Annotated in this window: 26 protein-coding genes and 1 pseudogene; 16 read left to right on the top strand and 11 right to left on the bottom strand. The window is 62.1% G+C overall.

Going from position 1 to position 24,743, the window contains the following annotated elements; all coding sequences use genetic code 11:
- The 3 genes from fahA to QRN10_RS02730 are packed head-to-tail and all read left to right on the top strand — an operon-like array spanning position 1 to position 3,357.
- Positions 1-1,287: a fumarylacetoacetase gene (gene fahA, locus QRN10_RS02740; protein WP_285427808.1), complete on the top strand. Its 1,287-nt coding sequence runs from the start codon at positions 1-3 to the stop codon at positions 1,285-1,287.
- A gap of 12 nt (positions 1,288-1,299) precedes the next feature.
- Positions 1,300-1,944 carry a maleylacetoacetate isomerase gene (gene maiA, locus QRN10_RS02735; RefSeq protein WP_253510608.1) on the top strand — a complete coding sequence of 215 codons (645 nt, stop codon included), beginning with the start codon at positions 1,300-1,302 and terminating at the stop codon, positions 1,942-1,944.
- Between the two features lie 42 nt (positions 1,945-1,986).
- Positions 1,987-3,357 carry an MFS transporter gene (locus QRN10_RS02730; RefSeq protein WP_285427807.1) on the top strand — a complete coding sequence of 457 codons (1,371 nt, stop codon included), beginning with the start codon at positions 1,987-1,989 and terminating at the stop codon, positions 3,355-3,357.
- Between the two features lie 52 nt (positions 3,358-3,409).
- Here QRN10_RS02730 and QRN10_RS02725 read toward each other — a convergent pair whose 3' ends face one another.
- Positions 3,410-4,213 (bottom strand): SirB1 family protein, encoded by an 804-nt coding sequence (locus QRN10_RS02725; RefSeq protein ID WP_253510612.1) that lies wholly within the window; start codon positions 4,211-4,213, stop codon positions 3,410-3,412.
- Between the two features lie 184 nt (positions 4,214-4,397).
- On the opposite strand from QRN10_RS02725, the gene QRN10_RS02720 reads away from it, so the two are divergent.
- Positions 4,398-5,417: a Leu/Phe/Val dehydrogenase gene (locus QRN10_RS02720; protein WP_181078395.1), complete on the top strand. Its 1,020-nt coding sequence runs from the start codon at positions 4,398-4,400 to the stop codon at positions 5,415-5,417.
- Positions 5,418-5,471: 54 nt separating this feature from the next.
- Here QRN10_RS02720 and QRN10_RS02715 read toward each other — a convergent pair whose 3' ends face one another.
- Complete coding sequence (locus QRN10_RS02715; RefSeq protein WP_012722374.1) at positions 5,472-5,732, bottom strand: YebG family protein; 261 nt, start codon at positions 5,730-5,732, stop codon at positions 5,472-5,474.
- Between the two features lie 423 nt (positions 5,733-6,155).
- On the opposite strand from QRN10_RS02715, the gene QRN10_RS02710 reads away from it, so the two are divergent.
- The 3 genes and pseudogenes from QRN10_RS02710 (at position 6,156) to QRN10_RS02700 (ending at position 7,473) form a co-directional block, all read left to right on the top strand.
- Positions 6,156-6,401: a DUF6124 family protein gene (locus QRN10_RS02710; protein ID WP_181078393.1), complete on the top strand. Its 246-nt coding sequence runs from the start codon at positions 6,156-6,158 to the stop codon at positions 6,399-6,401.
- 154 nt (positions 6,402-6,555) lie between these two features.
- A pseudogene (locus QRN10_RS02705) lies at positions 6,556-6,816 on the top strand (type II toxin-antitoxin system RelE/ParE family toxin); the annotation flags it as partial.
- Between the two features lie 168 nt (positions 6,817-6,984).
- Complete coding sequence (locus QRN10_RS02700) at positions 6,985-7,473, top strand: phosphate-starvation-inducible protein PsiE (protein ID WP_181078389.1); 489 nt, start codon at positions 6,985-6,987, stop codon at positions 7,471-7,473.
- On the opposite strand, the gene QRN10_RS02695 is transcribed toward QRN10_RS02700, so the two are convergent.
- Positions 7,470-7,787: a DUF3509 domain-containing protein gene (locus QRN10_RS02695; RefSeq protein ID WP_181078387.1), complete on the bottom strand. Its 318-nt coding sequence runs from the start codon at positions 7,785-7,787 to the stop codon at positions 7,470-7,472. The two genes, QRN10_RS02700 and QRN10_RS02695, sit on opposite strands and share 4 nt — an antisense overlap.
- Before the next feature lie 309 nt (positions 7,788-8,096).
- Positions 8,097-9,473 (bottom strand): L-serine ammonia-lyase, encoded by a 1,377-nt coding sequence (locus QRN10_RS02690; RefSeq protein WP_285427805.1) that lies wholly within the window; start codon positions 9,471-9,473, stop codon positions 8,097-8,099.
- A gap of 137 nt (positions 9,474-9,610) precedes the next feature.
- Here QRN10_RS02690 and QRN10_RS02685 point away from each other — a divergent pair, with 137 nt between their 5' ends.
- Together QRN10_RS02685 and QRN10_RS02680 are read left to right on the top strand one after the other, a co-directional pair.
- Positions 9,611-10,558: a LysR substrate-binding domain-containing protein gene (locus tag QRN10_RS02685; protein WP_266248049.1), complete on the top strand. Its 948-nt coding sequence runs from the start codon at positions 9,611-9,613 to the stop codon at positions 10,556-10,558.
- A gap of 214 nt (positions 10,559-10,772) precedes the next feature.
- Positions 10,773-11,183, top strand: a complete 411-nt coding sequence (locus QRN10_RS02680; protein ID WP_034096034.1) for an HPF/RaiA family ribosome-associated protein — start codon at positions 10,773-10,775, stop codon at positions 11,181-11,183.
- Between the two features lie 60 nt (positions 11,184-11,243).
- Here QRN10_RS02680 and QRN10_RS02675 read toward each other — a convergent pair whose 3' ends face one another.
- Positions 11,244-12,752 (bottom strand): MFS transporter, encoded by a 1,509-nt coding sequence (locus QRN10_RS02675; protein WP_285427804.1) that lies wholly within the window; start codon positions 12,750-12,752, stop codon positions 11,244-11,246.
- 105 nt (positions 12,753-12,857) lie between these two features.
- Here QRN10_RS02675 and QRN10_RS02670 point away from each other — a divergent pair, with 105 nt between their 5' ends.
- Entirely contained in the window at positions 12,858-13,730 is an 873-nt protein-coding gene (locus tag QRN10_RS02670) for a LysR family transcriptional regulator (protein WP_253510622.1), read from the top strand.
- On the opposite strand, the gene fecA is transcribed toward QRN10_RS02670, so the two are convergent.
- From fecA to QRN10_RS02655, 3 genes are all read right to left on the bottom strand, one after another.
- A complete protein-coding gene (gene fecA / locus QRN10_RS02665; protein ID WP_285427803.1) occupies positions 13,731-16,070 on the bottom strand; it encodes a TonB-dependent Fe(3+) dicitrate receptor FecA in 2,340 nt (779 codons plus the stop codon).
- A 90-nt stretch (positions 16,071-16,160) separates the two neighbouring features.
- Positions 16,161-17,099, bottom strand: a complete 939-nt coding sequence (locus QRN10_RS02660; RefSeq protein ID WP_285427802.1) for a FecR domain-containing protein — start codon at positions 17,097-17,099, stop codon at positions 16,161-16,163.
- Positions 17,096-17,584 carry a sigma-70 family RNA polymerase sigma factor gene (locus tag QRN10_RS02655; protein WP_285427801.1) on the bottom strand — a complete coding sequence of 163 codons (489 nt, stop codon included), beginning with the start codon at positions 17,582-17,584 and terminating at the stop codon, positions 17,096-17,098. Before QRN10_RS02655 ends, QRN10_RS02660 begins: the two co-directional genes overlap by 4 nt.
- Before the next feature lie 171 nt (positions 17,585-17,755).
- Between QRN10_RS02655 and QRN10_RS02650 the strand changes: the two genes are divergently transcribed.
- Genes QRN10_RS02650 through QRN10_RS02630 form a run of 5 tightly spaced genes read left to right on the top strand, consistent with a single transcriptional unit; the run spans position 17,756 to position 21,519 of the window.
- Complete coding sequence (locus tag QRN10_RS02650) at positions 17,756-18,058, top strand: DUF3649 domain-containing protein (RefSeq protein WP_181078368.1); 303 nt, start codon at positions 17,756-17,758, stop codon at positions 18,056-18,058.
- Positions 18,055-19,629 carry a PepSY-associated TM helix domain-containing protein gene (locus QRN10_RS02645; RefSeq protein WP_285427800.1) on the top strand — a complete coding sequence of 525 codons (1,575 nt, stop codon included), beginning with the start codon at positions 18,055-18,057 and terminating at the stop codon, positions 19,627-19,629. The genes QRN10_RS02650 and QRN10_RS02645 overlap by 4 nt, the downstream gene beginning before the upstream one ends.
- Positions 19,630-19,956, top strand: coding sequence for a DUF3325 domain-containing protein (locus QRN10_RS02640; protein ID WP_253510631.1), 327 nt, complete (start codon positions 19,630-19,632; stop codon positions 19,954-19,956). It begins immediately after the preceding gene.
- A 13-nt stretch (positions 19,957-19,969) separates the two neighbouring features.
- Positions 19,970-20,545, top strand: a complete 576-nt coding sequence (locus QRN10_RS02635) for an RNA polymerase sigma factor (RefSeq protein WP_286670994.1) — start codon at positions 19,970-19,972, stop codon at positions 20,543-20,545.
- On the top strand, positions 20,542-21,519 hold the full coding sequence (locus QRN10_RS02630; protein ID WP_285427799.1) for a FecR family protein: 978 nt from the start codon (positions 20,542-20,544) through the stop codon (positions 21,517-21,519). The genes QRN10_RS02635 and QRN10_RS02630 overlap by 4 nt, the downstream gene beginning before the upstream one ends.
- Here QRN10_RS02630 and QRN10_RS02625 read toward each other — a convergent pair whose 3' ends face one another.
- Positions 21,520-21,870, bottom strand: coding sequence for a glutaredoxin family protein (locus tag QRN10_RS02625; RefSeq protein WP_285427798.1), 351 nt, complete (start codon positions 21,868-21,870; stop codon positions 21,520-21,522).
- Positions 21,870-22,874, bottom strand: coding sequence for a nucleoid-associated protein YejK (gene yejK, locus QRN10_RS02620; protein WP_123480628.1), 1,005 nt, complete (start codon positions 22,872-22,874; stop codon positions 21,870-21,872). Before yejK ends, QRN10_RS02625 begins: the two co-directional genes overlap by 1 nt.
- 396 nt (positions 22,875-23,270) lie before the next feature.
- Here yejK and QRN10_RS02615 point away from each other — a divergent pair, with 396 nt between their 5' ends.
- On the top strand, positions 23,271-23,552 hold the full coding sequence (locus tag QRN10_RS02615; protein ID WP_003188840.1) for an HU family DNA-binding protein: 282 nt from the start codon (positions 23,271-23,273) through the stop codon (positions 23,550-23,552).
- Positions 23,553-23,620: 68 nt separating this feature from the next.
- On the opposite strand, the gene rlmF is transcribed toward QRN10_RS02615, so the two are convergent.
- On the bottom strand, positions 23,621-24,637 hold the full coding sequence (gene rlmF, locus QRN10_RS02610) for a 23S rRNA (adenine(1618)-N(6))-methyltransferase RlmF (protein ID WP_181078358.1): 1,017 nt from the start codon (positions 24,635-24,637) through the stop codon (positions 23,621-23,623).
- Positions 24,638-24,743 lie beyond the last annotated feature (106 nt).

Genomic DNA, 24,743 nt, shown 5'->3' with positions numbered 1-24,743 from the left:
ATGACTCAGCCCACCCTTGCCCGCAGTTGGGTAGCGTCCGCCAACGGTCACGCGGACTTCCCGCTGCAGAACCTGCCGCTGGGCATCTTCAGCCTCAACCACGCGGCCCCGCGCAGCGGCGTGGCGATTGGGGATTGCATCCTCGATCTGCACGCGGCGTTGGACGCGTTCGACGGCGAGGCCCGCCGTGCGGTGCAAGCGACTGCCGGCGGCCAGTTGAACGGGTTGTTCGCCCTGGGGCGTGGCCCCCGCGTAGCATTGCGCGAGCGCCTGCTGGAACTGCTGGCCGAGGGCAGCCCACTGCAAGCCCGTGAGGCGCAGGTGCTGCACCGCGCTGCTGATTGCCAGCTGCACTTGCCGGCGAAAATCGGTGACTACACCGACTTCTACGTTGGCATCGAGCACGCACAGAACGTCGGCAAACTGTTCCGTCCCGACAACCCGTTGCTGCCCAATTACAAGTACGTACCGATCGGCTATCACGGCCGCGCCTCCACCGTTCGCCCCTCGGGCGTCGAGGTGCGTCGCCCCAAAGGCCAGACCCTGCCTGCCGGCCAGACCGAGCCCACCTTCGGCCCCTGTGCGCGGTTGGACTACGAGTTGGAACTGGGCATCTGGATCGGCCAGGGCAACACCATGGGCGAAGCGATCGCCATCGGTGACGCGGCCGAGCATATCGCCGGTTTCTGTTTGCTCAACGACTGGTCGGCGCGGGATATCCAGGCGTGGGAATACCAGCCGCTGGGGCCGTTCCTGTCGAAAAGTTTTATCACCACCGTCTCGCCGTGGGTGGTCACGGCCGAAGCGCTGGCGCCGTTCCGCAAGGCTCAACCGCCACGTCCCGCAGGCGATCCGCAACCGCTGCCGTACTTGCTGGATCAACGCGACCAGGCCGGCGGTGCTCTGGATATCGAACTGGAAGTGCTGCTCAGCACTGCCGCCATGCGCGAGCAAAACCTGCCGGCCCATCGCCTGGCCCTGAGCAACAGCCTGCATATGTACTGGACCGTCGCGCAGTTGGTGGCCCACCACAGCGTCAACGGTTGCCAGCTGCAGCCCGGCGATCTGTTCGGTTCCGGCACCTTGTCCGGGCCCGAAGCGGGCCAGCTCGGCAGCCTGCTGGAGATCACCGAAGGCGGTAAGAAAGTGATCGAATTGGCGTCCGGCGAAGTGCGTAAATTCCTGGAGGATGGCGATGAAATCATCCTGCGCGCGCGCTGCACGCGAGATGGCTACGCTTCCATCGGTTTCGGCGAATGCCGTGGCACCGTGGTTGCGGCGCGCTGAGGGGGGCAGGGGATGGAACTCTATACGTACTACCGCTCCACTTCGTCGTACCGGGTGCGTATCGCCCTGGCCCTCAAAGGCCTGGCGTTCACAGCGGTGCCGGTCAACCTGCTGGTGCCGGCAGGGGGCGCCAACCGTCAGCCGGAGTACCTGGCGATTAACCCACAGGGTCGCGTGCCGGCCCTGCGCACTGACGACGGCGATCTGTTGATCCAGTCGCCGGCGATCATCGAATACCTCGAGGAACGTTATCCACACGTGCCGCTGCTGAGCAAAGACCTGGCGACCCGTGCCCACGAGCGCGCCGTGGCGTCGATCATCGGCTGTGATATCCACCCGCTGCACAACTCCAGTACCCAGAACCTCCTGCGTCAAAGGGGGCATGACGAAGGGCAGGTACTGACGTGGATCGAGCACTGGATCAGCCAGGGGCTGGGCGCGGTGGAGCAGTTGATCGGTGCTGAAGGGTTCTGTTTTGGCGAGCAGCCGGGCATGGCCGATGTGTTTCTGATCCCGCAGTTGTACGCGGCCGAGCGGTTCAAGGTGTCGCTGGCCGATTATCCGCGTATCGGCAGGGTCGCGGCGTTGGCGAAGGAGCATCCGGCGTTCATCCAGGCCCATCCCGCCAACCAACCGGATACCCCTGACGCTTCGTAAATCCGTTGTGTGACACCCATAAAAATAAACAGGTACCTTGCGATGCACTCTCAGATTGCCAGCTTTCGCGCGGCACTCGACGCCCGTCCGGTGTCGCGCTACCAGTGGCTGATCCTCCTGTTGCTGGCGTTACTGCTGGTGACCGACGGCTACGATGCCCAGGTGCTGGGCTACGTGGTGCCGGCGCTGGCCGCGGACTGGGGGCTGGAAAAGCCCGCGTTCGGCCCGGTGTTCAGTGCCAACCTGCTGGGGCTGACCCTCGGTTCACTGTTGGTAACGCCGCTGGCGGATCGCTTCGGTGTACGGCGGGTTCTGCTGGCCTGCGTGCTGATCTACGCCAGCCTCACGGTGTTGATGGTGTTCGCCGACTCGCTGACCACGCTGATGGCCGCGCGGTTCATTTGCGGGATCGGCATGGGCGGCGCGATGCCCAGTGCCATGGCGTTGATGTCAGACTATTCGCCGCCGCGCCTGCGCACCTTGATGGTGACCTTGGCCGCTTGTGGCTTTTCGTTCGGCGGCGCGGCGGGCGGGTTCGTGGCTGCGGGGTTTATCGAGCACTACGGCTGGGAAGCCGTGTTCCTGGCCGGAGGCGTCACGCCGCTGCTGCTGTTTCCATTCCTCGTTTGGCTGCTGCCCGAATCCCTCCCGCGTCTGCTGCGGGATGCGCCGCCCTATCGGCGTTTGCAACGGGTTACGGCACGCCTGTTGCCCGACTGGCAACCGCCGCTGGCAAGTGCGGCTGACGACGCGCAAACACGCGGCAGTCAACTGACGGTGGTGGAGTTGTTTCGGCACGGTTACGCGCGGCCGACCTTGCTGATCTGGGCGACCTTTTTTGTCAGCCTGATCCTGCTGTATTTCATGATCAGCTGGCTGCCGTCGCTGCTGCTGGAAAGTGGCCTGGCGCTTAAGCAAGCCAACCTGGTGACGTCGATGTTCCTGTTTGCCGGCACCATCGGTGCGATCGGCATGGCCTGGTTTGCCGACCGCCTTAAGAACAAAGTGCGCCTGCTTTGTGGCGTGCTGCTGGCTGCGGCGCTGTGCACCGTACTGTTGGGCCTGAACCACGACAATCCGCGTTACCTGGTCGCATGCGTGTTTGCCGCCGGCTTCTGCATCATCGGCGGGCAACTGACCCTCAATGCCTTCGCCAGCAACTTCTACCCGGCCCATGTGCGCGCCACCGGCACGGGCTGGGCGCTGGGGGTGGGGCGCTTCGGTTCGATCCTTGGGCCATTATTGGGGAGTCTGTTGCTCGCGCTGCACATGCCCGTGCAGCAGATTTTCTTCTTCTGCGCGATTCCAGCGGTGATGGCAGCGTTATTGATTATCCAGGTGCGCTCGCCGGCTGCCGGGACGCCGAGGAGCCCGTTGCATGGCGATATTCTCAAGACGCCGGTCAATCACTGACGGGCGCGCTTACCACGCAAAACTGGCGTCTTAATCAGAGCCAAAGCGTCCGTCAATGCACCACCGTGTTGGGCGGCAAATGCCCCAACCGCTCGGTCAGGCGCAGGCGTTGGATCGGGTCTTCACTGAGCAGCAGCGCATGTTCCAGGTCGAAGCGCTCGGCGTTGGGGCAGTCCAGGCGTTGATACAGGCTGGCCCGCGCCAGGTAGTCCGCAGCGCTGGCGTTGCCCAGTTCCAGCACGCGCTCGGCGTCGATCAGCGCGGCCAGCGGATCGTCATTGGCCAGGTGCAACTGGCGCAGGTTGCGCGACAAGCGTTGCAGGATCAACCGTGGCTCTGCGGTGAGCAGGTGGTGGGCCTGCAGTTTGAGATGGGGACCATATTGGCGTTGCAGCAGTTCGCGACAGTCGTTGGGGTACAGGCGTCGACCGCCGCAAGGGTCCAGCAGATGGTCGGCGCCGGGCACCCGCAGCAGGAAGTGTCCAGGGAAATTCACGCCGACCATGGGAAGATGCAGGCGACGCGCCAGCTCCATGGCGATCAAGCCTACGGCCAGAGGCTGCCCGCGTTTGCGCAGCAGGACTTTATCCAACAGTGCGGCCGCGGGGCGCAGGGGGGTGAGGTCATCCTGGGCAAACCCCAGGTCGTTCATGCGCCGCAGCAGTGGTTGGCCCAGCTCATCCGCCGGCAGCACGGGCATGCCTGCGCTCACTTGCTGTTGCAGCAACCCCAGTTCCTGCAGAATCTGTAACGGTTGCACGGTTGCGTCATGTTCAGCGGCAATCCATAGCGCGGCCTCGAACAGTGCAGGGGGCGAGCGTTCCAGACAGGCGAAAAAGGCTTGGCGGGGCTTCATTGCGTTCTCCGGCGGATGCCCCGTTTTAGCCTTGCTGGGAATTTTCGTCCAGTAACTTAAGAAAGATCCTGCGGGCTTATGTCGCAGAACCTACAAAATCGGACGACTTATTCCCGCGCGCTTCGGCAGTTTTCTACCGCGAGCCTATACTTGGCGACACAAGAAGTGATTCGGGAGCTCGACGATGTTTGCTCTCATGCACAGCACCCGCCTTGAATCGCTGCACCTGAGCATCGACCCGGTGACAGGCTTGAAGGCGGTCATAGCCATTCACAACAGCCGCCTGGGGCCTGCCCTGGGCGGCTGTCGTTACCTTGCCTACCCCGACGACGAAAGTGCCGTGGCCGATGCCGCGCGCCTGGCCCAGGGCATGAGCTACAAGGCAGCACTGGCCGGCCTGCCGGTGGGCGGTGGCACGGCAGTGATCCTGCGGCCTGCTCATGTGGAAAACCGTGCGGCGCTGTTCGAAGCGTTCGGGCGCTGCGTGGAACAACTCGACGGTCGCTATATCACCGCCATCGACAGCGGCACCTCGGTGGCCGACATGGATTGCATCGCTCAACAGACCCGCTTCGTCACCAGCACCAGCGCCGCCGGCGACCCTGCGCCCCACGCCGCCATGGGCGTGTTTACCGGCATCCGCGCCACGGCCATGGCGCGCCTGGGCAGCGATAACCTCGAAAGCCTGCGCGTGGCGATCCAGGGCCTGGGCAACGTCGGCTATGCCCTCGCCGAACAACTGCACGCGGCCGGCGCCGAGTTGCTGGTGAGCGACATCGACCACGGCAAGGTGCAACTGGCCATGGAACAATTCGGCGCGCACCCCATCGCCAATGACGCGTTGCTCAGTACGCCCTGCGACATCCTGGCGCCCTGTGGCCTGGGGGCCGTGTTCAATCGCCAGAGCGTTGCCCAACTGCGCTGCGCCGCCGTGGCCGGTTCCGCCAGCGCGCAACTGACCAATCTGCAAGTGGCCGATCAGTTGGAGGGGCGCGGCATTCTTTACGCGCCCGACTATGTGATCAATTCCGGCGGCCTGATCTACGTCGCGCTCAAGCACAGCGGCGCCGAGCTACCCACCATCACGGCACACCTGTCGAACATTGCCACACGCCTGACCGAAATCTACGCCCACGCCCAAGCCGAAAAACGCTCACCCGCGCGGGTGGCCGATGAACTGGCCGAGCGTCTGCTCTACCCATGACCGCTTATTAAAAAGGCCCTGAATCAACGATTCAGGGCCTGTTCAATTCGGGCTTTATTCCGCCGGCGCGTTCAGCAACTCGGACAGCGCGTCCGGCTGGCTCTTGAAGGCCTTGGCAAATACATCGCGATTCTTCGCCATGTAGATCCCGGCTTCCTCCACCTGCTGCTCGCTCAGAGACGGCACGGCTTTTTGCAACACTTCTGCCAGCAACTCAGCGAGTTCAAGCATTTTGTCATGACGGTCAGCTTCGGCTTTATCCATGAACAAACGCTCCAGATCTCGGCTGCTGCGGTATACCACTTCGACGGCCATTCACCACCTCACATGCCTTCACGATAGTTGTCTTTTGCGACTACTGTATTTATATACAGCTAAAAGAGTAAGCCAAACCGTGGGGTTTGGGTAGCAGTTTTTTAATGTAGTTGGGAAACGGGGGTTTGCTACACCGGAAATTTCTGACAACTTGCCGGGGTTGCGCTGGATTTGTCCGGTGGCTTACTTTCACCGGGCGCTGCAAATGCAGCTAGCGGGCTTGGCGGCCCAACAAGGAAGCGCAACAACCCCCCTATAAGATTGCAGGCGTTTTTTGCATTTGCATTCTTGTGTCATGGCGGGTTGCGCATGGACCCTTCGGGGTGCCGGGTTGTTCCTTGCCGGTCCGCCAACCTTGTGCAATCCGTCACCCAACCTGCTTGGCGGCAGGCGGTGATGGTTTCTTAACTAAGGAACTAATCTATGAAAAAAATCACTCCCAACCCCTCGCCCACCGATTCGACGCTATTTAGCGTTACGCCTGAAGCTGACACAGAAACCTTACTGGCTAACGCCAGCGAAACCCTGAACAGCGCCCGTGAAATGGCTAATATGCTGGCATTCGACCTTGAAGGTCCGCAGCGAAGTCTGGTATTGGCCATTCACCAATTGGTTGAGATTGGCGGTCTGTTAGTCGACCAAGCGCTAGAGAAAGTCGCACCAGTTTGATGCCAAGCCCTCTGACCGTTCCTGCGTTTATGGGAGCGGTCAAGAAATGGCTTCGAGTTTTCCTGTTGCTCACTTCATCGCTCGGAGCACGACAGTAAAACTCCAGCGACTAGACTCCTTCTTCATCGAATCCAAACGCAAGTAAGGCGATGCTGAGTGGGCTCCCGCAGCGCGGGTGCAACTCCGGCAAATTACTGATTACATCAGCGACTGCAGTCCAGTTGCTGCGCTTGAGGTAAACCAAGCAATAGAAGCCTCCGTGCTGGCTCTTTCTCGTAGGCCCCATCTTTACCGCCCTGGGCGTGTCATCGGTACGTGAGAGATGGTGGTACACCCGAATTATCTGGTCGTTTATAAAGTGACAGACAACATTCGGGTCATCTCGGTTTTACACGACCGCCAGCGATATCCTTGAAAAATCCGCTTCTCGAATGGGCAAAGTATCCACTCTGCTCATCCTCCCACGTGTCTCATGTCACCCCGCCATCATCTTATACCCGCCTCTGGCCTTTTTTCTGCATGCAGAACAACCGTCACGTCCAACCCGCATTATCCGGTCGAGTCGACCTAAGGAAGCATCATCGTGAAAATCAACTGGGCCGAAAAGCTGCGCCACCAGGTCCATGGCCTGGCCGAGTCGCTGGGTAATCTGTTTGTCGAGTCGTTTCACTATCTGGCGCTGTTCGCCATTGGTGCGGTAACCGCCTGGGCAGCGGTGATGGAGTTTCTGGGTATGCTGGAAAACGGGCATATCAAGATCGATGACATCCTGCTGTTGTTCATCTATCTGGAATTGGGCGCGATGGTCGGGATTTACTTCAAGACCAACCACATGCCCGTGCGCTTCCTGATCTATGTGGCGATCACCGCGCTCACGCGTCTGTTGATCTCGAACGTGTCCCACCACAATCCGCCGGATCTGGGCATCATTTACCTGTGCGGCGGGATTCTGCTGTTGGCGTTCGCGATTCTGGTGGTGCGCTATGCGTCGTCGGCGTTCCCCTCGGTGAAGGTCGAAGGCCCGCGCCGCAAGGGCGAGGCGAGCCTGGAGACCGAGAAGGGCGAGCTCTAGAGCCCGACGCTGAGCGGGAGGTCGCGGGCCGGCGGTGGCTGCATCAGTTTGTGGCTGTCGCCGTCGGTCATCACCGCCAGGATTTCCATGGCGCTGTGGCCCTGCTCGATGGCGATGCCGAACTGGATGCTCTGCACCAGGCGTTTGAGCCGTTCGGGGTCGTTGCGTTGCTCGGCGCTGATCATGCGCTTGGCCACCACGCCCGTCTCATCCGAGAGGGTGAGCATGATGCTGCCGTCGAGCCGTTGGATGCTCAAGTTGACGCGGTACTTTGGGCTGAAGGTATCGGTGATGATCTGAAAAGGATTGTCCATGGTGCGTTACCGCCTGATAAGAACATGCAGTCATTGACGACCGGTGTCAGGATTAGTTCGCATCGCCTGACCACCGGCCACTTCGTCGCTGAGGGGCACAAATTCCGTTTGCCTCGTGAGCTGTACAGCAAGGGCCGTGCCGTATAACGACCGTCCTGAAGTGGGAGGGGCTTGCCCCCGATAACGCTCTTTCAGCTGAGTATTTATTGGCTGACACGCCGATAACGGGGGCAAGCCCCTTTCCACAATTGTTTCTGGCCCGTGATCTATTTCAGGGCACTGTCAGCAAAACGATCCCACACAGCGCAGTCAGCATTCCACCCAGCTCACCGCCAGGCCGCCCCGTGAGGTCTCTTTGTATTTGTCATGCATGTCGGCGCCGGTGTCGCGCATGGTGCGGATCACCCGGTCGAGGGAAATGAAGTGCTTGCCGTCTCCGCGCAAGGCCATTTGAGTGGCATTGATCGCCTTGACCGCGGCGATGGCGTTGCGCTCGATGCATGGCACTTGCACCAGGCCGCCGACGGGGTCGCAGGTCAGGCCCAGGTTATGTTCCAGGCCGATTTCGGCGGCGTTTTCCAATTGCTCGGGTGTGGCGCCGAGGATGTCCGCCAGACCGGCGGCGGCCATGGCGCAGGCTGAGCCGACCTCGCCCTGGCAACCGACCTCGGCGCCGGAGATGGAAGCGTTTTTCTTGCACAAAATGCCGACGGCCGCCGCCGCCAGGAAGAAATTGACTACGTCATCGTCGGACGCGTCGGCGTTGAACTTCATGTAGTAATGCAGCACCGCCGGGATGATCCCGGCCGCGCCATTGGTCGGCGCGGTCACCATGCGCCCCCCGGCGGCGTTTTCTTCGTTAACGGCCAGGGCGAACAGGTTGACCCATTCCATTGCCGACAAGGTGGACGTGATCACATTTGGTTTGCCGATTTCCAACAGACTACGGTGCAATTTCGCTGCGCGGCGCGGAACGTCGAGGCCGCCAGGCAGGATGCCTTCATCGCGCAGGCCTTGTTCCACGCACTCGCGCATCACGGACCAGATATGCAGCAAGCCGCTGTGGATCTCTTCGTCACTGCGCCACGCCCGTTCGTTGGCCATCATCAGCTCCGACACCCGCAGGCCGTGCTGTTTGCACAGGGCCAGTAGTTCGGCGGCGCTGGAAAAGTCATAAGGCAATGCCACATCGCTGACCGGCGCGATGCCCGACGCCGCCTCGGCAGCCTCGATGATGAAACCTCCGCCCACCGAGTAATACGTTTCTTCACACAACAGACCATGGTCGCCATAGGCGTGCAGGGACATGGCGTTGGGGTGGTAGGGCAGGCTCTCTTCGAGCAGCAGCAGGTCGGTGTGCCAGTTGAAGGCAATGTCCTCGGTGCCTGCCAGCAGTAAGCGGCTACTGTCGCGCAGTTGCTGAATACGCGGATTGATCGAGGTAGGGGCGACCTGATCGGGCCACTCGCCCATCAACCCCATCACGCAGGCGCGGTCAGTGGCGTGGCCGACGCCGGTGGCGGACAGCGAGCCGTACAGGCGTACTTCGACCCGGCGCGTTTGGCTGAGCAATTGTTGCTCGGTGAGCGCCTGGGCAAAGGTCGCCGCCGCGCGCATGGGCCCGACGGTGTGGGAGCTGGACGGGCCGATGCCGATTTTGAATAGATCGAAAACACTGATAGCCATGCTAAAGCCTTACAAGCAATGGAGTAGGAATCGCTGCCATTTTTTGTAGGACGAGCGCAATTGGCGCGATACTGAGCGCCTGTAACACCACTGACCAACGAATTCTCCTAAGACACTCTTTAGCAGGACTAAACCATATGGCTCGGCCACTCCATGGTCAGACTTACGTCTGGCTGCATGTTTTCTCCTGTGCGGCGCGGCATTTGTCGTTCACCCGCTGCGCCGAAGAACTGCACATCACGCCGGGGGCGGTGAGTCAGCAGATTCGTCAATTGGAGGAGCGCCTAGGCTTTCGCCTGTTCCATCGGCGCGCCCGAGGTGTGGAACTCAGTGCCGAAGGGCAGCGATTAGCGGCGACGGTAGGGGAGGCCTACGGCAGCATTGACGCAGAGTTGCAGCGGCTGGACGCGGGCATGATCAGCGGCACCTTGCGGCTGCGGTCGATCCCGTCGTTTCTCGGCAAGTGGTTGACCCCGCGCTTGCCGCGTCTGCAGCAACGCTTTCCGGATATCCAACTGCGCTTGGTCGCCGAAGATAGCAGCGTCGCCCTGCACGAAGGCGACTTCGACCTGGCCATCGACCTCAACGACGGCAGCTACCCCGGACTTTTATCCACAGCCTTGCTCGACGAACAGATCTTCCCTGTGTGCGCGCCGAGCCTGCTGCGCGGACGGCCACCGCTGCACGGCCCCGCCGACCTGGCGCATTTCCCGCTGTTGCACGACATCACCGCCTGGCGTGGGAGTTATGAGTACGCCGAGTGGGAGTTCTACTTGAATGCCATCGGCTATCACGACGCCGATGTGCGACGCGGCCACACCTTCAACCGTAACCATCTGACCATCGAGGCGGCCATCGCCGGCATGGGCGTGGCCATTGCACGACGTACCCTGCTCAATGATGAGCTGGAGCGCGGCACCTTGATCGTACCGTTCGGCCTTGCCGTGCCGAACCACAAACGCTACGTATTGCTGTATGCCCCAGGCGCGTTGAGCCACCCAGGCGTGCGTGCGGTGCATGACTGGCTGGTGGAGGAAGCGGCGGTTTTTCGCAGTGTGCACCCGTTGGGAGAGGGGCAATTATGACGATCGAGAGGACGTAAGAAGATGTAACTAACTCCCCACCCTAACAGCGTTTTTGCTCGTCGTCAGGGTTAATTTGTAATGTAGGATTTATCTTTGCAAAGGGGTTGAATTGTTTCCGCAGGTGCTCAATTGTGTAATCAAGAGGTCATGGTTTCACCACAACGGTGTTGCAGTTTGTGACCTCTCGCGAGCTAGCTGAAATAAGGGAAGAACTATGCAAATCCAAGTCAATAGCGATAACCATATTGAAAGCAGCATCCGACTGGAGGAGTGGGTACGTACTACCATTGAGAGCACGCTCGAACGTTATGAAGAAGACCTGACCCGTGTCGAGGTCTACCTGCGGGATGAGAACGGCGACAAGCCTGGCCCCCATGATCTGAGTTGCCGCCTCGAAGCGCGGCCGAAAGGCCATCAACCGCTGTCGGTCCTGCACAAGGCCGATACCCTGGAACAGGCCATCGACGGTGCGGCGACCAAGCTGGACCACGCGCTGGAACACCTCTTCGGCAAATTGCAAGGCAAGCCCCGCGCTGCCGGCAAAGGCCAGCCGACCACCAAAGTCAACGAAGATGAGCTTGAACAGGAGTTCCTGGAAAAAGAACGCGCCGTTTTCAACGGCTGATCACTGACCGTTCTGTCATCCCCTCTGGAAACGGGCCTGCACATGCAGGCCCGTTTTTCGTTACTGGGTTCGTCGGAAAAAATACCTGCTCAATAGCCCCAGTCCAGCCGCGCCCAGCCCGGCAAATACCATCGCCCAGCCTGCTCCGTGGCGCAGCGCCGCCTGCGCATCGGCCGAGCTCAGCCCCACCGCGGTAAGCTTGCCCGACGCCAGGTGCTGGCTGATGGCCCGCCATTCCTGCGCCGAACTAGTGGGTAATACGCCGGCCAGGTAATGACCAATGCCGAGCAATACCACCAGGCCCATTAGCGCAATGGCGAGCGCCAACGTAATCAGGCGCGCGCTCAGATCGATGCCCGAGGCCATTCCCGCGCGATCGGCCGACACCGAACCGGTGGTGGTATTGGTGGTCGGCGAGTTGATCAGTGCCAGACCCACCCCGGCGATCACACAGCTGGCCAGCACCCACCCGACAGCAGCGTGCTCGACTCGGTTGACGGCCGCCATCGCCAGAAAACCCACCCCCATCAAACCCAGGCCCAATGGAATGATGCGCTCGGCGCCATGGCGCAATGCCAGCCTCTCGGCCAAGGGCGGCACCAGTAAGGTCGGCAGGGTGTAGGCGAGCAGGGCCAGGCCGGTGGTCAGGGTGTCGTAGCCCAGGCCGGACTGGAAATACAGCGGAAGGTAGATCATGAACGGCCAGAAACTGACGTTCATGCCGATCGACCCCATCAACGCGCCGTTGAAGCGGCGGATGCGGAATACCGAAAAATCGAACATCGGGTGCGCACTGCGCCGTTCGATCAGCACAAACAACAGCAAGGCGAGCACCGACACGCCTGCCCAGCCCAGCATCATCGGCGTAGCGAAACCGTTTTCGCTGCCCTGGGTGATGAAATACACCAGGGCAAACACCGCCAACGTCAGGGTCAGCATGCCGCCGATATCCAGGCGATGGGCGGCCGGATCGCGGGATTCCTGCACGCTGACGCGCAGCAGTACCAGGGTGAACAGCGTCAGCGGCACATGCACCAGGAACACCCAACGCCAATCCGCGACCGCGACGATCAGCGCGCCGACCATCGGCCCGAAGCCCAGGCCGATACCGGCGATCACGCCCCAGATGGCGAACGCCCGTGCCCGCGCCGCCGGTTCGCGGAACAGGTGCGAGAGAATCGCGAATTGACAGATCATCATTGCGCCGGCGCCGATGCCCTGGACGAAGCGCGCCGCGATCAGCGTGGCGGCACTGTCGGCCAGCCCGCAGGCCAGCGAGGCCAGCCCGAATACCCACAGGCACAGCACCAGCACGCGCCGGCGGCCAAAGCGATCAGCCAGGGTGCCCGCCGCCATCAGCACACTGGTGCAGGCCAGGGTGTAGGCATTCATGATCCATTGGGCGTCTTGGAAACCCGTGCCGAGTGCATGTTCAAGTGTGGGCAGAAGCACGGGCACGCTGGAGATTTCCAGGCCGAACATCAGCGCCACCAGGCACACGGCGGTGAGGGCGACGGCCTGTCGGGGAGCGCGCTCGGGGCTGGCGGTCAAGGTAGCGGCGGCGGGCATGGGATTCTCCTGTAAACGGATGGATTAGCCATTTTCAGGGGAATTTAATTCTTTATCCGTGATAATTTTTCCGTCAGTTAGGGAATTCAAGGCGACAATCACATTATGGTCACCCCCCGTTTCGATGGCGTTGAATTGTTTTTGCAGATCGTGGAAAGCGGCAACCTGACCGAGGCCGCCGAACGCCTGAACCTCACCCGGTCCGCCGTCGGCAAGGGCCTGGCACGGCTGGAGGCGCGGCTTGGCACCTGTCTGTTGCAGCGCTCCACCCGTCGCCAGCGTCTGACTGAGGATGGCCAGGCGTACTACGAGCATTGTCTGCGCGCGCAAGCCGAACTGGAGGCCGCCGAATCGGTGCTGCACAGCGGTCGGCAGCAACCGCGCGGGCGCCTGCGGGCGAGCGTACCGTTGGCGTTCGGTCATCACTATGCGGCGCCGGCGCTGTGGGGCTTGATGGACCGTTATCCGGGGCTGGAGGTGGAGATTTGCTTCGCCGATCGACTGACGGACCTGGCGCAGGAAGGGTTCGATATTGCCGTACGCATCGGTGCGCTGCCCGACACCGATCGACTCAGCGCCAGGCGCCTGGGCGAACAGGTGGTGGGGCTGGCCGCGTCCCCGGCTTACCTCAAGCGCCTGGGGCCGATCCTGCGGGTCGAAGACCTCGCCAATCACCGTGGCATCGCGTACCGCAGCCAACCCTCGCAGCGTGCCGGTATCGCCTCGCCGTTGATCATGGACGACCTCCAGGCCGTGGCCGATGCCGCGATTGCGGGTGTCGGCCTGGCTTGGTTGCCGAGTTGGTTGATTGCGCATTACGTGCTGCGTGGGCAATTGGAGGCGGTGCTGCCGGATTGCCGTGAGCAGCCTGCGCCGATCCATGTGATCTGGCCGACGGCCACGCACATGCCGGCCAAGACGCGCTGTGCCATCGATGCGCTGGTGGCCGGCACGCCGTCGTGCCTGGCGGGCAGCTGATCAGAACGCGATGGACGTCTGTACATACACCGTGCGCGGTTCGCCGACGTATTTGCCCTTGTTGTTGTCATCGAACGAACGGGTGAAGTACTGCTTGTTGAAGATATTTTTCACCCCGACGGCCACGTTCAGGTCCGACAGCTGCGGGCCGAAGTCGTACGCCGCGCGACTGCTGAACAGCATGTAGCCGGGGATGCGTCCGTTGGCGCCGTCGGCGGTTTCGGCGCGGGTGTTGGCATTGTCGGCAAACTGGCTGCTCTGGTAGCTGCTGTCCAGGTTGAGTTTCCAGCGACCTTCGGTGTAACCCACGCCCAGCGTGCCTTTGTGCTTGGAGGAAAAGGGCACGCGGTTGCCTTTGTTCGGGCCGTCTTCGCGAATGGTGGCGTCGACGTAGGCGTAGGACGCATAGACATCGAAGCCGGCCAGCGCCGGGTTCAAACCGTCCAGCGCGTAGTTGACGCTGGTCTCGATGCCCTGGTGCCGGGTTTCGCCTCGGGCGATCACCGAGTCGTTGGTCTGGTTGCTTTCGTACTGGTTGTCGAAGTTGATCAGGAACGCGCCGATTTCCGCGCGCAGGGTACCGTCGTCATAACGGGTGCCCAGTTCCCAGGTGCGGGCTTTTTCCGGTTTGACTTCGCCGCTGGTCACGCGGTTGGGCATCTGGCTGTACTGCACGCTGCCGAACGAGCCTTCGGTGTTGGCGTAGAGGTTCCAGTCGTCGGTCACGTGATACAGCACATTGAGCGCCGGCAGCGCGGTGTTGTAATCCCCCTTGTACTTGACGTTGCTGAGGTTGTTGGTCTGCTGGGACTCGATCATCTCGTAGCGAATGCCTGGGGTTAAGGTCCATTTGCCGATATCAATCCGGTCATCGATGAAAAACGCATTGGCTTCGGTGCCGCCCCGGGTGTCACGGTCATTGCGGCTATCGGTGCTCGGGATCTGCTGGTTATTGGCGTTGATCGGCGTGCGGTAGCGCAGTTCGTGGCCGGCTTCGTTGATGTAGCGGTAGCCGACGCCGACTTCATGGTTGGTCGGGCCGAGGTCGAAGCCCTGGGCGAAGCGGGTTTCCAGACCGCGTACCCAGTATTCGCGCGGCGACAACGACAGGAACGAGCCCTGGTCCAGGTAGCCGCTGCGCAGGGTCTTGGTGAAGAAGCTGTTGACGGTGAACTCGCGACGGTCCTGCTCGTAGCGGTAGCCGACGTTGAACATCGTGCGGCGGCCCCAGAATTTGTCGTAGGGGCGGGTGGACTGATACGGGTCGGCCTTGTAATCCGCGACGTTCAAGCCGCCCGGCATATCGGCCTGGCCTTCGTAATACTGCGCCATGGCGTTGAAGCTGTTGGCGTCGTCGAGCTGGTACTTGCCCTTGAGAATCAGGTCGTCGATGCGTGTGTCGCTGTGTTCGCGCCAATCGCCGCCACGGGTGCCGGAGTACAGCAGCGCGCCACCCAGGCCATTGTCGGCAGTGCCGCCGGCCAGCAGGTTGCCGGTGGTCTTGAAGCCATCGTGGCTGGAGGATGGGCTGGTTTCAGTCTGCAGGCCGCCTTTGACGGTGGGCGCATCCGGAATCGCACGGGTCACGAAGTTGACCACGCCGCCGACGTTCTGCGGACCGTAGCGTACGGCACCGCCACCGCGTACTACGTCCACCGCGTCCATGTTGCCCATGCTGATCGGCGCGAAGGACAGCTGCGGCTGGCCATACGGCGCGAACGGCACCGGAATGCCGTCCATCAGCACGGTGGAGCGCGAAGCCAGGCGCGGGTTGAGGCCACGGATGCCGAAGTTGAGCGCCATGTCGTGGCTGCCGGTGCCGTTGTTGTCCGGCGCGTTGACGCCGGGGATGCGGTTGAGCACGTCGCGGGCCTGGGTGGCGCCCTGGCGTTCGAAGTCTTCGCGGCGGATTACGTCACGGGCGCCGGGGTGTTCGAACACATGGGTCTGCGCCGCATCGCCGAGCCAGTCGCCGACCACGCTGGAGGTGCCCAGCTCAATGGTCGCGGGCGCGCTGGCCGGTTGCACGCTGTAGGCGTTGGCGCCTTCGGCGCGTGCTTGCAGGCCGGTGCCTTCCAACAACGTTTGCAGGCCGTCGGCGGCGCTGTAGTTGCCGGACAGGCCGCGACTCTGCAGGCCGGCGGTTACCTCGGAGCCGAACGAAATCAACACACCGGCTTCGCGGCCAAACTGATTCAACGCTGCTTCAAGGGAGGCGGGGGCAATGTGATAAGGCTGGGTCTGGGCCGCCATGACCGACGGCAGCACCGTCAGGCTGAGGCTGGCGCCGAGCAGCAGTTGGCGCAGGGTGCGGGCAAGAAGGGTCGGTTGCTGGGGCATGAAGGGCGGTCCTGAGAAGGAAGGATCAAGGGGGCTTTCCTTCTCTGTCACGCGAGGTACGGAAAACGGCTCACGGTGTTGAAAAATAATTTATGCGCGGGCCTGCACCGTGACCCAGTAGCGGGTGAAGCGGCGGACTTTCACCGGCAGGCTGATTTCCAGCAGGTCGAGAATGCGTTCGCTGTCATCCAGCGGGTAGCTGCCGGAAATCAGCAGATTGGCTACCTGCGGATCGCAGTTGAGCTGGCCTCGGCGATAGCGGCCCAGTTCGTCGAGGAAGTCCTCCAGACGCATATGCGCGGCCATCAGCATGCCTTCGGCCCAGGCGCCGCTGTTGGCGTCGGTGGCGCGCGGGGTATCCCAGCCCTTACGGGTGAAATTGACCTGGCGCGCGGCTTCGACCACCAGCGGCAGGCCGCTGTAGGTGTTGGGCATCACCTCGACGCGGCCTTTGAGCACGGCCACCTGAGTGTGGTCGTTGAACTGACGCACATTGACGCGCGCGGCCTGGCTGCTGAGCAGGCCCTGGCCGGTCAGTACCTGCAGCGCGGAACTGCCGGCGTTGGCGCTGAGCAGGATCTCGCCTTCGAGCAGGCGCACCAGGCGTTGTTCACCATCGAAATGCACATCCACCGCGCTGCCGGTGTTGAGCTGCAGCTGGCTGCCGTCCGCCAACTGCACCTGGCGGCGCTGGCCGACTGGGCTGCGGTAATCGGCAGTCAGCGGCGGCAGGATGTGCTGTCGGCGCAAGCCCCAGGCCGCGGCCGAGCCGGCACCCAGGAGCAACAACAGCTTCAGCGCCTGACGCCGACTGCTGGTCGGAGCAGTAAGCGTTGCATGGGCGAGGGGCGAGGGCATGCCGCGCAGGCGCTGATTGACGCGTTGGATATGCTCCCACGCGCGCTGGTGTTCGCTGTGGGCGTTCAACCACTGCTGCCAGGCCGCCTGTTGACGTGGGGTGAGCGTGCCTTGCTGCATTTCCAGCAGCCAGTGCACGGCTTGGTCGGCGACATGGCTGGAAATGTTCATAGGGCGAAGTAGCAGCGCAGTGTCGCTTTATGCAGGTGGCGTTTGACGGTGGCGATGGAGATGCCCAGTTCGGCACCGATCTGCGCGTACGTGAGACCGTCGAGCTGGGCCAGCAGAAAGGCGCGTTTAACCTGGACGGGCAGGCCGTCGAGCAGTTGATCCAGCTCCATCAGGGTTTGCAGGATGATCGCGCGTTCCTCTTCCGAGGGGGCTAATTGCTCGGGCATCTGCGCGAGGGCGTCGAGGTAGGCGCGCTCCAGATCCTGGCGGCGATAGAAGTTGTACAGCACGCGCTTGGCGACGGTGGTAAGGAAGGCGCGCGGTTCGATCAGTGTGGGCGTTTCGCGGGCGGTGAGCACGCGGATAAAGGTGTCCTGCGCCAGGTCGGCGGCACTTTCCGGGCAGCCGAGCTTGCGTCGCAACCAGCCCGTGAGCCAGTGATGATGGTCGTTGTACAAAACTTCGACGGTGTTGGACGGCGACAACGCGAACACTCCGCAGGCATCGGCAGGCGTTAGAGAACAAGAATTGTTCGCATTGTAGGGCCGGCACCGAGGTTCGGCAATCGGCACGGGGAGGTGATTCATCCGTTCTGTTTTGCTTATGAGAATATTTATCATTAATATTGCGCGCTGACGAACCTGGCGCCGTTCCCCATGAAAAGCAAAACCTCATTGCCCCTGGCTTACCGCTTTGCTGTCACCTCGCGCGTGTTGGCGGCGGTGATTGGCGGTTACCTCATGGCCTCCCTGGCCAGTATCTGCCTGGCACTGTGGTTGCCCACCGCGCGTGCCGACGCGGTGATCACCGGGATGATGAGCTCGTTTGTGTTCTACCTGCTGGCGGTGCTCTGGTGCTTCGCCTGCCGCAGCGCCGCGCGTGCATGGCTTGGCGTGATGCTGCCCAGTGCCCTGTTTGCGACCCTGGCGGGCGTTGGTTTTTGGATGACGCGCACATGAGAGAGGGCTTTCGCCAGGCGATGGCCTGGTTGCACACCTGGGCCGGATTGATCTTCGGGTGGCTGCTGTTCGCGATTTTCCTGACGGGCACCCTGGCCTATTTCAAGGAAGAAATCAGCCACTGGATGCAGCCCGAAGTACAGACCCACCCGGTCGATGACGTGCGCAGCTTGAATGTGGCGCAGCAGTACCTGCAGGCAAACGCCCCGACCGCCGCGCGCTGGTTTATCAACCTGCCGGACGCCCGCGAGCCCGGCCTGTCGGTGATGTGGCAGGACAAGGTAGACCCCGGCCAGCGCGGCAATTTCATGCGCAAAACCCTCGACCCGGTCAGCGGCCTTGCCGTGCAGGCGCGCGAAAGCATGGGCGGCGAGTTCTTCTATCGCTTCCACTTCCAATTGCAAATGCCCTATCCGTGGGGGCGTTGGCTCTCCACCCTGGCCGCGATGGTGATGTTCGTCGCGCTGATCACCGGCATCATCACCCACAAGAAAATCTTCAAGGACTTCTTCACCTTCCGCCCGCGCAAAGGCCAGCGTTCCTGGCTCGATGGACACAATGCCGTGGGAGTGCTGGTGCTGCCGTTCCACTTGATGATTACCTACAGCAGCCTGGTGATTTTTATGAGCATGGTGATGCCGGCGCCGATTCTGGCCGCCTATGGCAATGACACCCAGGCGTTTTTCAGCGACGTATTCCCGGCCACCGATAATGCTCCCGCGCTCGGCCAGCCCGGTCGCTTGCTGCCGCTGGCATCGATGTATCAGGAGGCGCGGGCGCAATGGGCGGGTGGCCATGTTGACCGGGTGGCGGTAAATAACCCCAGCGATGTAAATGCGTCGGTCAATGTGTTCCGCGCCGGTTCCGACAGCGTGGTGCACGACTTTGGCAGCACCGTGTCGTTCAGCGGCACCACCGGCGAGCTGCTGCGGGTCAGCGGCGAGCCGTCGTTGCCGGCGGTGGTCGGCGGCAGTTTCTATGGCCTGCACATGGGCCGTTTCGCCGGGCCGGTGCTGCGATGGCTGTACTTTATCTGCGGCCTGGCGGGCACGGCGATGATCGGCACCGGGCTGGTGATCTGGCTCGGCAAGCGTCAACTCAAGCATGCCAAAGCCCACGCAATGCCGTTTGAATTACGTCTGGTGGAGGTGTTGAACATCGCCAGCATGTCCGGCCTGCTGATCGCCATCGCCGCATTCTTCTGGGCCAATCGTCTGCTGCCGGTGAGCTTCGCCGAACGTTCCGGCTGGGAAGTTCAAACCTTCTTCATTGCCTGGGGCTTGAGCCTGCTGCACGCGAGTGTGCGCCGTGGCCGCCGGGGGTGGGTCGAGCAACTGAGCGTCGCCGCGCTGCTGTTTATGGCGATCCCGGTGATCAATGCGTTGACCACGTCCCATCACCTGGGCGTGGCCCTGGCCAGCGGCGACTGGGCTATGGCCGGTTTCGACCTGACCTGCCTGGCCTGCGGTGTATTTTTCGCCTGGGCAGCCCGCAAGATGCAGCGTCGCGGCGTGCCAGCGCCCAAGGCTGAGCGCGCACGCCCGTTGACCCTCAAACGTGAGGCCCACTGAATGCTGATCGCGATGTTGATGTGCTACGCGGGTTTCACCGCATTGTGCCTGGCCACCGACCGTCATCATGGCGAACTGCTGCGCAGCAAACCGTCGCCGGCTCGGCGTCTGGGCTTGCGTGTGGCGGGCGGGCTGTTGCTGACACTGGCCATAGGGCCGGCGGTCTGGGTGTCCGGTTGGGCCCAGGGCCTGGTGGAGTGGTGCGCGGTGTTAATGCTCAGCGCTTTGCTATTGGTGCTGTTGTTGCCGTATCGGCCAAGGCTGGCCTTGATTCTGGCGGGCGTCGGCCTGCTGGCCAGTCCCGTTGCGGCCTTCGCCATCCTCTGAGTGTGTTTGCATCATGATCGGCAACCCACCCGATTCCCAGGACTCGCCCCAGCCCGACACGCCGGGTGGGCGCGCGCATTTTCTGCAGGTGTTCCTGTCCCAGCGTGCGCAGATGGAAGCTCTGGTGAATCGCCGCGTCGGCTGCCGCGCCACGGCGGCCGACCTGGTGCAGGATTTGTTCCTGCGCTTCTGGCGCCGGCCCCTGGTGCAGGTCGAAGAGCTCAGCACCTACCTGTTGCGTTGCGCAGGTAATATCGCCATCGACCACCTGCGCAGCGAAGGCGCGCGGGTGCGCAGCAACGAAGGCTGGTTGCCGGAGCAGCGCGACAATCATGGCTGCGAACCCCAGGCCGCGTTGGAGGCAGGCAATGATCTGCGGCATGTCGAAGCCGCCCTGCGCAGCCTGCCGGAGCGCACCCGGCACATATTCCTGCTCAACCGCATCCATGGGCGTAAATACGCCGACATCGCCAAGGCCATGGGCCTGTCCCAAAGCGCCGTGGAAAAACATATGATGCGTGCCCTCGAAGCCTGCAAGGCCAGCCTTCGCGAGCCATCGACCCCACGCACGCCAGGGAAAGCACTGTGAACCTCACCCCCACGCCCGAGCAGGAAAAAGCCGCCCTGGCCTGGCTGAGTCTGCTGCACGACCAGCCCAGCAGTGGCGATCAGGCCACGTTCAGCCGCTGGTTGCGCGCCGACCCGGCCCACGTCGAAGCCTACGCCCAGGCTCAGGTGCTGTGGGAGTTGAGCGAAGTGCCCGCGCGCCAGCTCGTGCATGAAGATGCCCAGGCGCTGCAGGGCTACCTCGACGCTATGAACCGCGCGAAGCGCTCGCGGGCGCTGCGTTGGTCCGGCGCACTGGCCATGGCCGCGTGCCTGCTGCTGATGATGTCGATGGGCGCCGGGTGGCAGCCGTCGCGCTGGATCGATGACTTCGGTGCCGATTATGTGAGCGCGCCGGGGGAGGTGAAGACCGTGACCCTGGCGGATAACACTCAAGTGACCCTGGATGCCGACAGTGCCATCGCGGTGGATTACAGCCACGGCGAGCGGCATATCCAGTTGCGTCGCGGCGCCGGCTTTTTCAGCGTGACCCACACCGGTGAGCCATTTGTGGTGGAGGCCGGCAGTGGTGAAGCGCGTGTGCTGGGGACGCAATTCGAAGTGCGCCTGCAACCGGCGGGCGCGCAGGTGACGGTGTTGACCGGGCGTGTCGGGGTCACACCCTCTAAAAACGGCCAGCAGCAGGTGCTGATCGCCGGCCAGCAGGTAGCTTATGCCGATGGCATCGCCGAACCCTTGCAAGCGGTCGACAGCGAATCGCGCCTGGCCTGGCGCGACGGTTGGCTCAATTACTACAAGGCTGCGTTGGCCGATGTGGTCGAGGATCTTGGACGTTATTACCCGGGCCGCATCCTGTTGTTTAATAAGGAGATGGGCGCCAAGCGCGTCAGCGGCAGTTTCCCGAGCAAGGACCCGCAAGCAGTGCTGAATGCGCTGCAGGCGGTGCTGGGCTTCCAACAGCACAGCTTATTGGACCGGGTGATCGTGGTGCGCTGACTATTTCAGCGCCGCCATGATCTGTTCAGGCTGGTAGTCGCGAATCAGCGTGCCATTGACGTCCACAAACGGAATCCCGCCACCGCCCAGCGCCTCGTACACCTTGCGCGCCTGAGCGTCTTTTTCGATATCGAATTGCTGGTAGGGAATGCCTTTCTGGTCCAGGAAGCGGCGGATCTGCTTGCAGTAGCCACACCACTCGGTGGTGTAGAGCACCACGCGCGCCTGGGCGCGTACCTGCTCGGACACCGCCTGGGATGGGTTGAACACCCGCTCGATCTTGCCCCAGTTCTGAATGACCACCACCACCAGCAACACCAGCAGGACTTTCTTGAAAACCCCGCCAAGCATCAGTTGCGGCGCTTGAGCTGGTCGGTCAGTTGGGTCGGCAAGCCCTTGATGATCAAGGTGCCGGCGGCCTCGTCGTACTCGATCTTGTCGCCCAGCAGGTGCGCTTCAAAGCTGATCGACAGGCCCTCGGCGCGCCCGGTGAAGCGGCGGAACTGGTTGAGGGTGCGCTTATCGGCGGGGATTTCCGGCGACAGGCCGTAGTCCTTGTTGCGGATATGGTCGTAGAACGCCTTGGGCCGGTCCTCATCGATCAGCCCGGACAATTCTTCCAGGCCCATGGGCTCGCCGAGCTTGGCCTGGCTGCTGGCGTAATCCACCAGGGTCTTGGTTTTCTCGCGGGCGGATTCGTCCGGCAGGTCTTCGCTTTCGACGAAGTCGCTGAAGGCCTTGAGCAGGGTGCGGGTTTCGCCCGGGCCGTCGACGCCTTCCTGGCAACCGATAAAGTCGCGGAAGTACTCCGAGACCTTCTTGCCGTTCTTGCCTTTGATAAACGAAATGTACTGCTTGGACTGTTTGTTGTTCTGCCACTCGGAGACGTTGATACGCGCCGCCAGGTGCAGTTGGCCCAGGTCCAGGTGACGCGAGGGCGTCACGTCCAGCTCGTCGGTCACCGCCACGCCTTCGCTGTGGTGCAGCAGGGCGATGGCCAGGTAGTCGGTCATGCCTTGCTGGTAGTGGGCAAACAGCACATGGCCGCCGGTGGAAAGGTTGGACTCTTCCATCAGCTTTTGCAGGTGCTCGACCGCGGTGCGGCTGAACGCGGTGAAATCCTGGCCGCCGTCGAAATACTCTTTCAACCAGCCGCTGAACGGGTGCGCGCCGGACTCGGCATGGAAGAAACCCCAGGCCTTGCCTTGTTTGGCGTTATAGCTCTCGTTGAGGTCGGCGAGCATGTTCTCGATGGCGGCGGACTCGGCAAGCTCGGAGTCGCGGGCATGGAGAACCGCAGGTGTGCCGTCGGGTTTTTTGTCGATCAGGTGGACGATGCAATGACGGATCGGCATAGGCTTCTCGGCTGGTTGAAGGGGAGCGGTCGGCCTCCCCGAAAAGTTGCCCAGTGTACCGCACCCATTGGTCAAGACGCGCCTGGAACGGGGTTTTGCATGCCGTCCGACGGGGCATATGCCTTTTTTTCACGGTTTAGAGCGATAAAGCTGACCAAATGGGTAGGTAGAAGCGGATATTTCCCCGTCTCTGTGCTAGTTTTGCCCCGTCTTACGCCAAGTCTCGGCGATAAGCGTGCATTCAGCATTTGTCAGGTCGAACCAATCCCCGTTTCAAGCATCTATAACCCCGATCTCCGCGGTTATAGCCAGGGGTGCCAGGCCTAGACGGTCGGGCTCGACGGCTGACACTGCACTCTGCAATCCATATGAATTTGATAGGGAAGGAACACCACAATGGCTATTACTAAAGACCAACTGATCGCTGATCTGGCTGAAGCAGTAGACGCACCGAAAACCACCGTGCGCGCTCTGCTGGACCAACTGAGCCAGGTTGTTGCCGATCAGCTGGAAAACGGCGGCGAAATCACTCTGCCAGGCGTTGGCAAACTGAAAGTGACCGAGCGTCCTGCCCGTACTGGCCGTAACCCTTCGACTGGCGCTGCCATCGAAATCGCTGCCAAGAAAGTTATCAAGCTGGTTGTGGCCAAAGGCCTGACCGACGCTGTTAACAAGTAAGACGCAGCAAAAAAAACCGTGCTTCGGAGCGATCCGGGCACGGTTTTTTGTTGCCTGCGATTCGGGCGCTAGCGCACCCAGCGCTGGCGCCAGATCTGCTGCTCGTTCTTGGTCTGGAAGGTCCAGGCCACGAAGCGGCTCTGCTTCTGCCCCTGGGACATTTCCACCACTTGGCTTTCCAGCACCCCGGCCTTTTTCAGTGCGGTTTCGATGGCTGGCAGGTTCGACGCTTTCGACACCAGGGTGCTGAACCACAACACCTTGTGAGCAAAATGTGCGCTTTCGGCGATCAGCTGCGTTACGAACCGCGCTTCGCCGCCTTCGCACCACAGCTCGGCAGACTGGCCACCGAAGTTCAACACCGGCAACTTACGCTTGGGGTCGGCCTTGCCCAGGGCGCGCCACTTACGCTCGCTGCCCTTGGTGGCTTCTTCCATGGACGCGTGGAACGGTGGGTTGCACATGGTCAGGTCAAAGCGTTCGCCCGGTTCGAGCAGGCCCAGCAGGATCTGCTTGGGGTTGGTCTGCTGGCGCAATTGGATGACCTTGCTCAGGTCGTTGGACTGCACGATGGCCTTGGCCGCCGCCACGGCGATAGGGTCGACCTCCGAACCGAGGAAGTTCCAGCGGTACTCCATGTAGCCAATCAGCGGGTAGACGCAGTTGGCGCCCATGCCGATGTCCAGCACCTTGACGATCGAGCCGCGCGGGATCTTGCCGTCGTTGACGCTGGCCAGCAGGTCGGCGAGGAAGTGCACATAATCGGCACGCCCCGGCACCGGCGGGCAGAGGTAATCGGCGGGAATGTCCCAGTGCTGGACACCATAGAACGCCTTGAGCAACGCGCGATTGAACACCCGCACCGCATCCGGGCTGGCAAAGTCGATGCTCTCTTTGCCGTAGGGGTTGATGATCACGAATTGCGCCAGTTCCGGCGTGGTCTTGATCAGGGCCGGGAAGTCGTAACGGCCCGTGTGGCGGTTGCGCGGGTGCAGGGTTGCCTCTTTGCGCGGCACCACAGGCTTGGCTGCGGCGGCGGATTTAGGCTTCTTGCGCGGAGGTTTCGGTGTGCTGGGGGCGGTCATGTTGATTCTGGGTTTGGCTCAATGTGGCGGCCATTGTCACACATCCTGAGCTCAACTCGGGCAAATGTGGGGGAGGGCTTGCCCCTATGGCAGTGTTGCAGGCAAG

Origin of the sequence: Pseudomonas sp. lyk4-R2A-8, from assembly GCF_030209095.1 — a bacterium.
Lineage (GTDB): Bacteria > Pseudomonadota > Gammaproteobacteria > Pseudomonadales > Pseudomonadaceae > Aquipseudomonas > Aquipseudomonas quebecensis.
Note: the sequence above shows the minus strand (reverse complement) of the source record. Positions and strands in the feature narration are given on the sequence as shown.

Bases quoted from the DNA above. Each gene is read 5' to 3' on its own strand.
- fahA (WP_285427808.1), top strand. From the start codon at position 1: ATGACTCAGCCCACCCTTGCCCGCAGTTGGGTAGCGTCCGCCAACGGT.
- maiA (WP_253510608.1), top strand. From the start codon at position 1,300: ATGGAACTCTATACGTACTACCGCTCCACTTCGTCGTACCGGGTGCGT.
- QRN10_RS02730 (WP_285427807.1), top strand. From the start codon at position 1,987: ATGCACTCTCAGATTGCCAGCTTTCGCGCGGCACTCGACGCCCGTCCG.
- QRN10_RS02725 (WP_253510612.1), bottom strand. From the start codon at position 4,213: ATGAAGCCCCGCCAAGCCTTTTTCGCCTGTCTGGAACGCTCGCCCCCT.
- QRN10_RS02720 (WP_181078395.1), top strand. From the start codon at position 4,398: ATGTTTGCTCTCATGCACAGCACCCGCCTTGAATCGCTGCACCTGAGC.
- QRN10_RS02715 (WP_012722374.1), bottom strand. From the start codon at position 5,732: ATGGCCGTCGAAGTGGTATACCGCAGCAGCCGAGATCTGGAGCGTTTG.
- QRN10_RS02710 (WP_181078393.1), top strand. From the start codon at position 6,156: ATGAAAAAAATCACTCCCAACCCCTCGCCCACCGATTCGACGCTATTT.
- QRN10_RS02695 (WP_181078387.1), bottom strand. From the start codon at position 7,787: ATGGACAATCCTTTTCAGATCATCACCGATACCTTCAGCCCAAAGTAC.
- QRN10_RS02690 (WP_285427805.1), bottom strand. From the start codon at position 9,473: ATGGCTATCAGTGTTTTCGATCTATTCAAAATCGGCATCGGCCCGTCC.
- QRN10_RS02685 (WP_266248049.1), top strand. From the start codon at position 9,611: ATGGCTCGGCCACTCCATGGTCAGACTTACGTCTGGCTGCATGTTTTC.
- QRN10_RS02680 (WP_034096034.1), top strand. From the start codon at position 10,773: ATGCAAATCCAAGTCAATAGCGATAACCATATTGAAAGCAGCATCCGA.
- QRN10_RS02675 (WP_285427804.1), bottom strand. From the start codon at position 12,752: ATGCCCGCCGCCGCTACCTTGACCGCCAGCCCCGAGCGCGCTCCCCGA.
- QRN10_RS02670 (WP_253510622.1), top strand. From the start codon at position 12,858: ATGGTCACCCCCCGTTTCGATGGCGTTGAATTGTTTTTGCAGATCGTG.
- fecA (WP_285427803.1), bottom strand. From the start codon at position 16,070: ATGCCCCAGCAACCGACCCTTCTTGCCCGCACCCTGCGCCAACTGCTG.
- QRN10_RS02660 (WP_285427802.1), bottom strand. From the start codon at position 17,099: ATGAACATTTCCAGCCATGTCGCCGACCAAGCCGTGCACTGGCTGCTG.
- QRN10_RS02650 (WP_181078368.1), top strand. From the start codon at position 17,756: ATGAAAAGCAAAACCTCATTGCCCCTGGCTTACCGCTTTGCTGTCACC.
- QRN10_RS02645 (WP_285427800.1), top strand. From the start codon at position 18,055: ATGAGAGAGGGCTTTCGCCAGGCGATGGCCTGGTTGCACACCTGGGCC.
- QRN10_RS02640 (WP_253510631.1), top strand. From the start codon at position 19,630: ATGCTGATCGCGATGTTGATGTGCTACGCGGGTTTCACCGCATTGTGC.
- QRN10_RS02635 (WP_286670994.1), top strand. From the start codon at position 19,970: ATGATCGGCAACCCACCCGATTCCCAGGACTCGCCCCAGCCCGACACG.
- QRN10_RS02625 (WP_285427798.1), bottom strand. From the start codon at position 21,870: ATGCTTGGCGGGGTTTTCAAGAAAGTCCTGCTGGTGTTGCTGGTGGTG.
- yejK (WP_123480628.1), bottom strand. From the start codon at position 22,874: ATGCCGATCCGTCATTGCATCGTCCACCTGATCGACAAAAAACCCGAC.
- QRN10_RS02615 (WP_003188840.1), top strand. From the start codon at position 23,271: ATGGCTATTACTAAAGACCAACTGATCGCTGATCTGGCTGAAGCAGTA.
- rlmF (WP_181078358.1), bottom strand. From the start codon at position 24,637: ATGACCGCCCCCAGCACACCGAAACCTCCGCGCAAGAAGCCTAAATCC.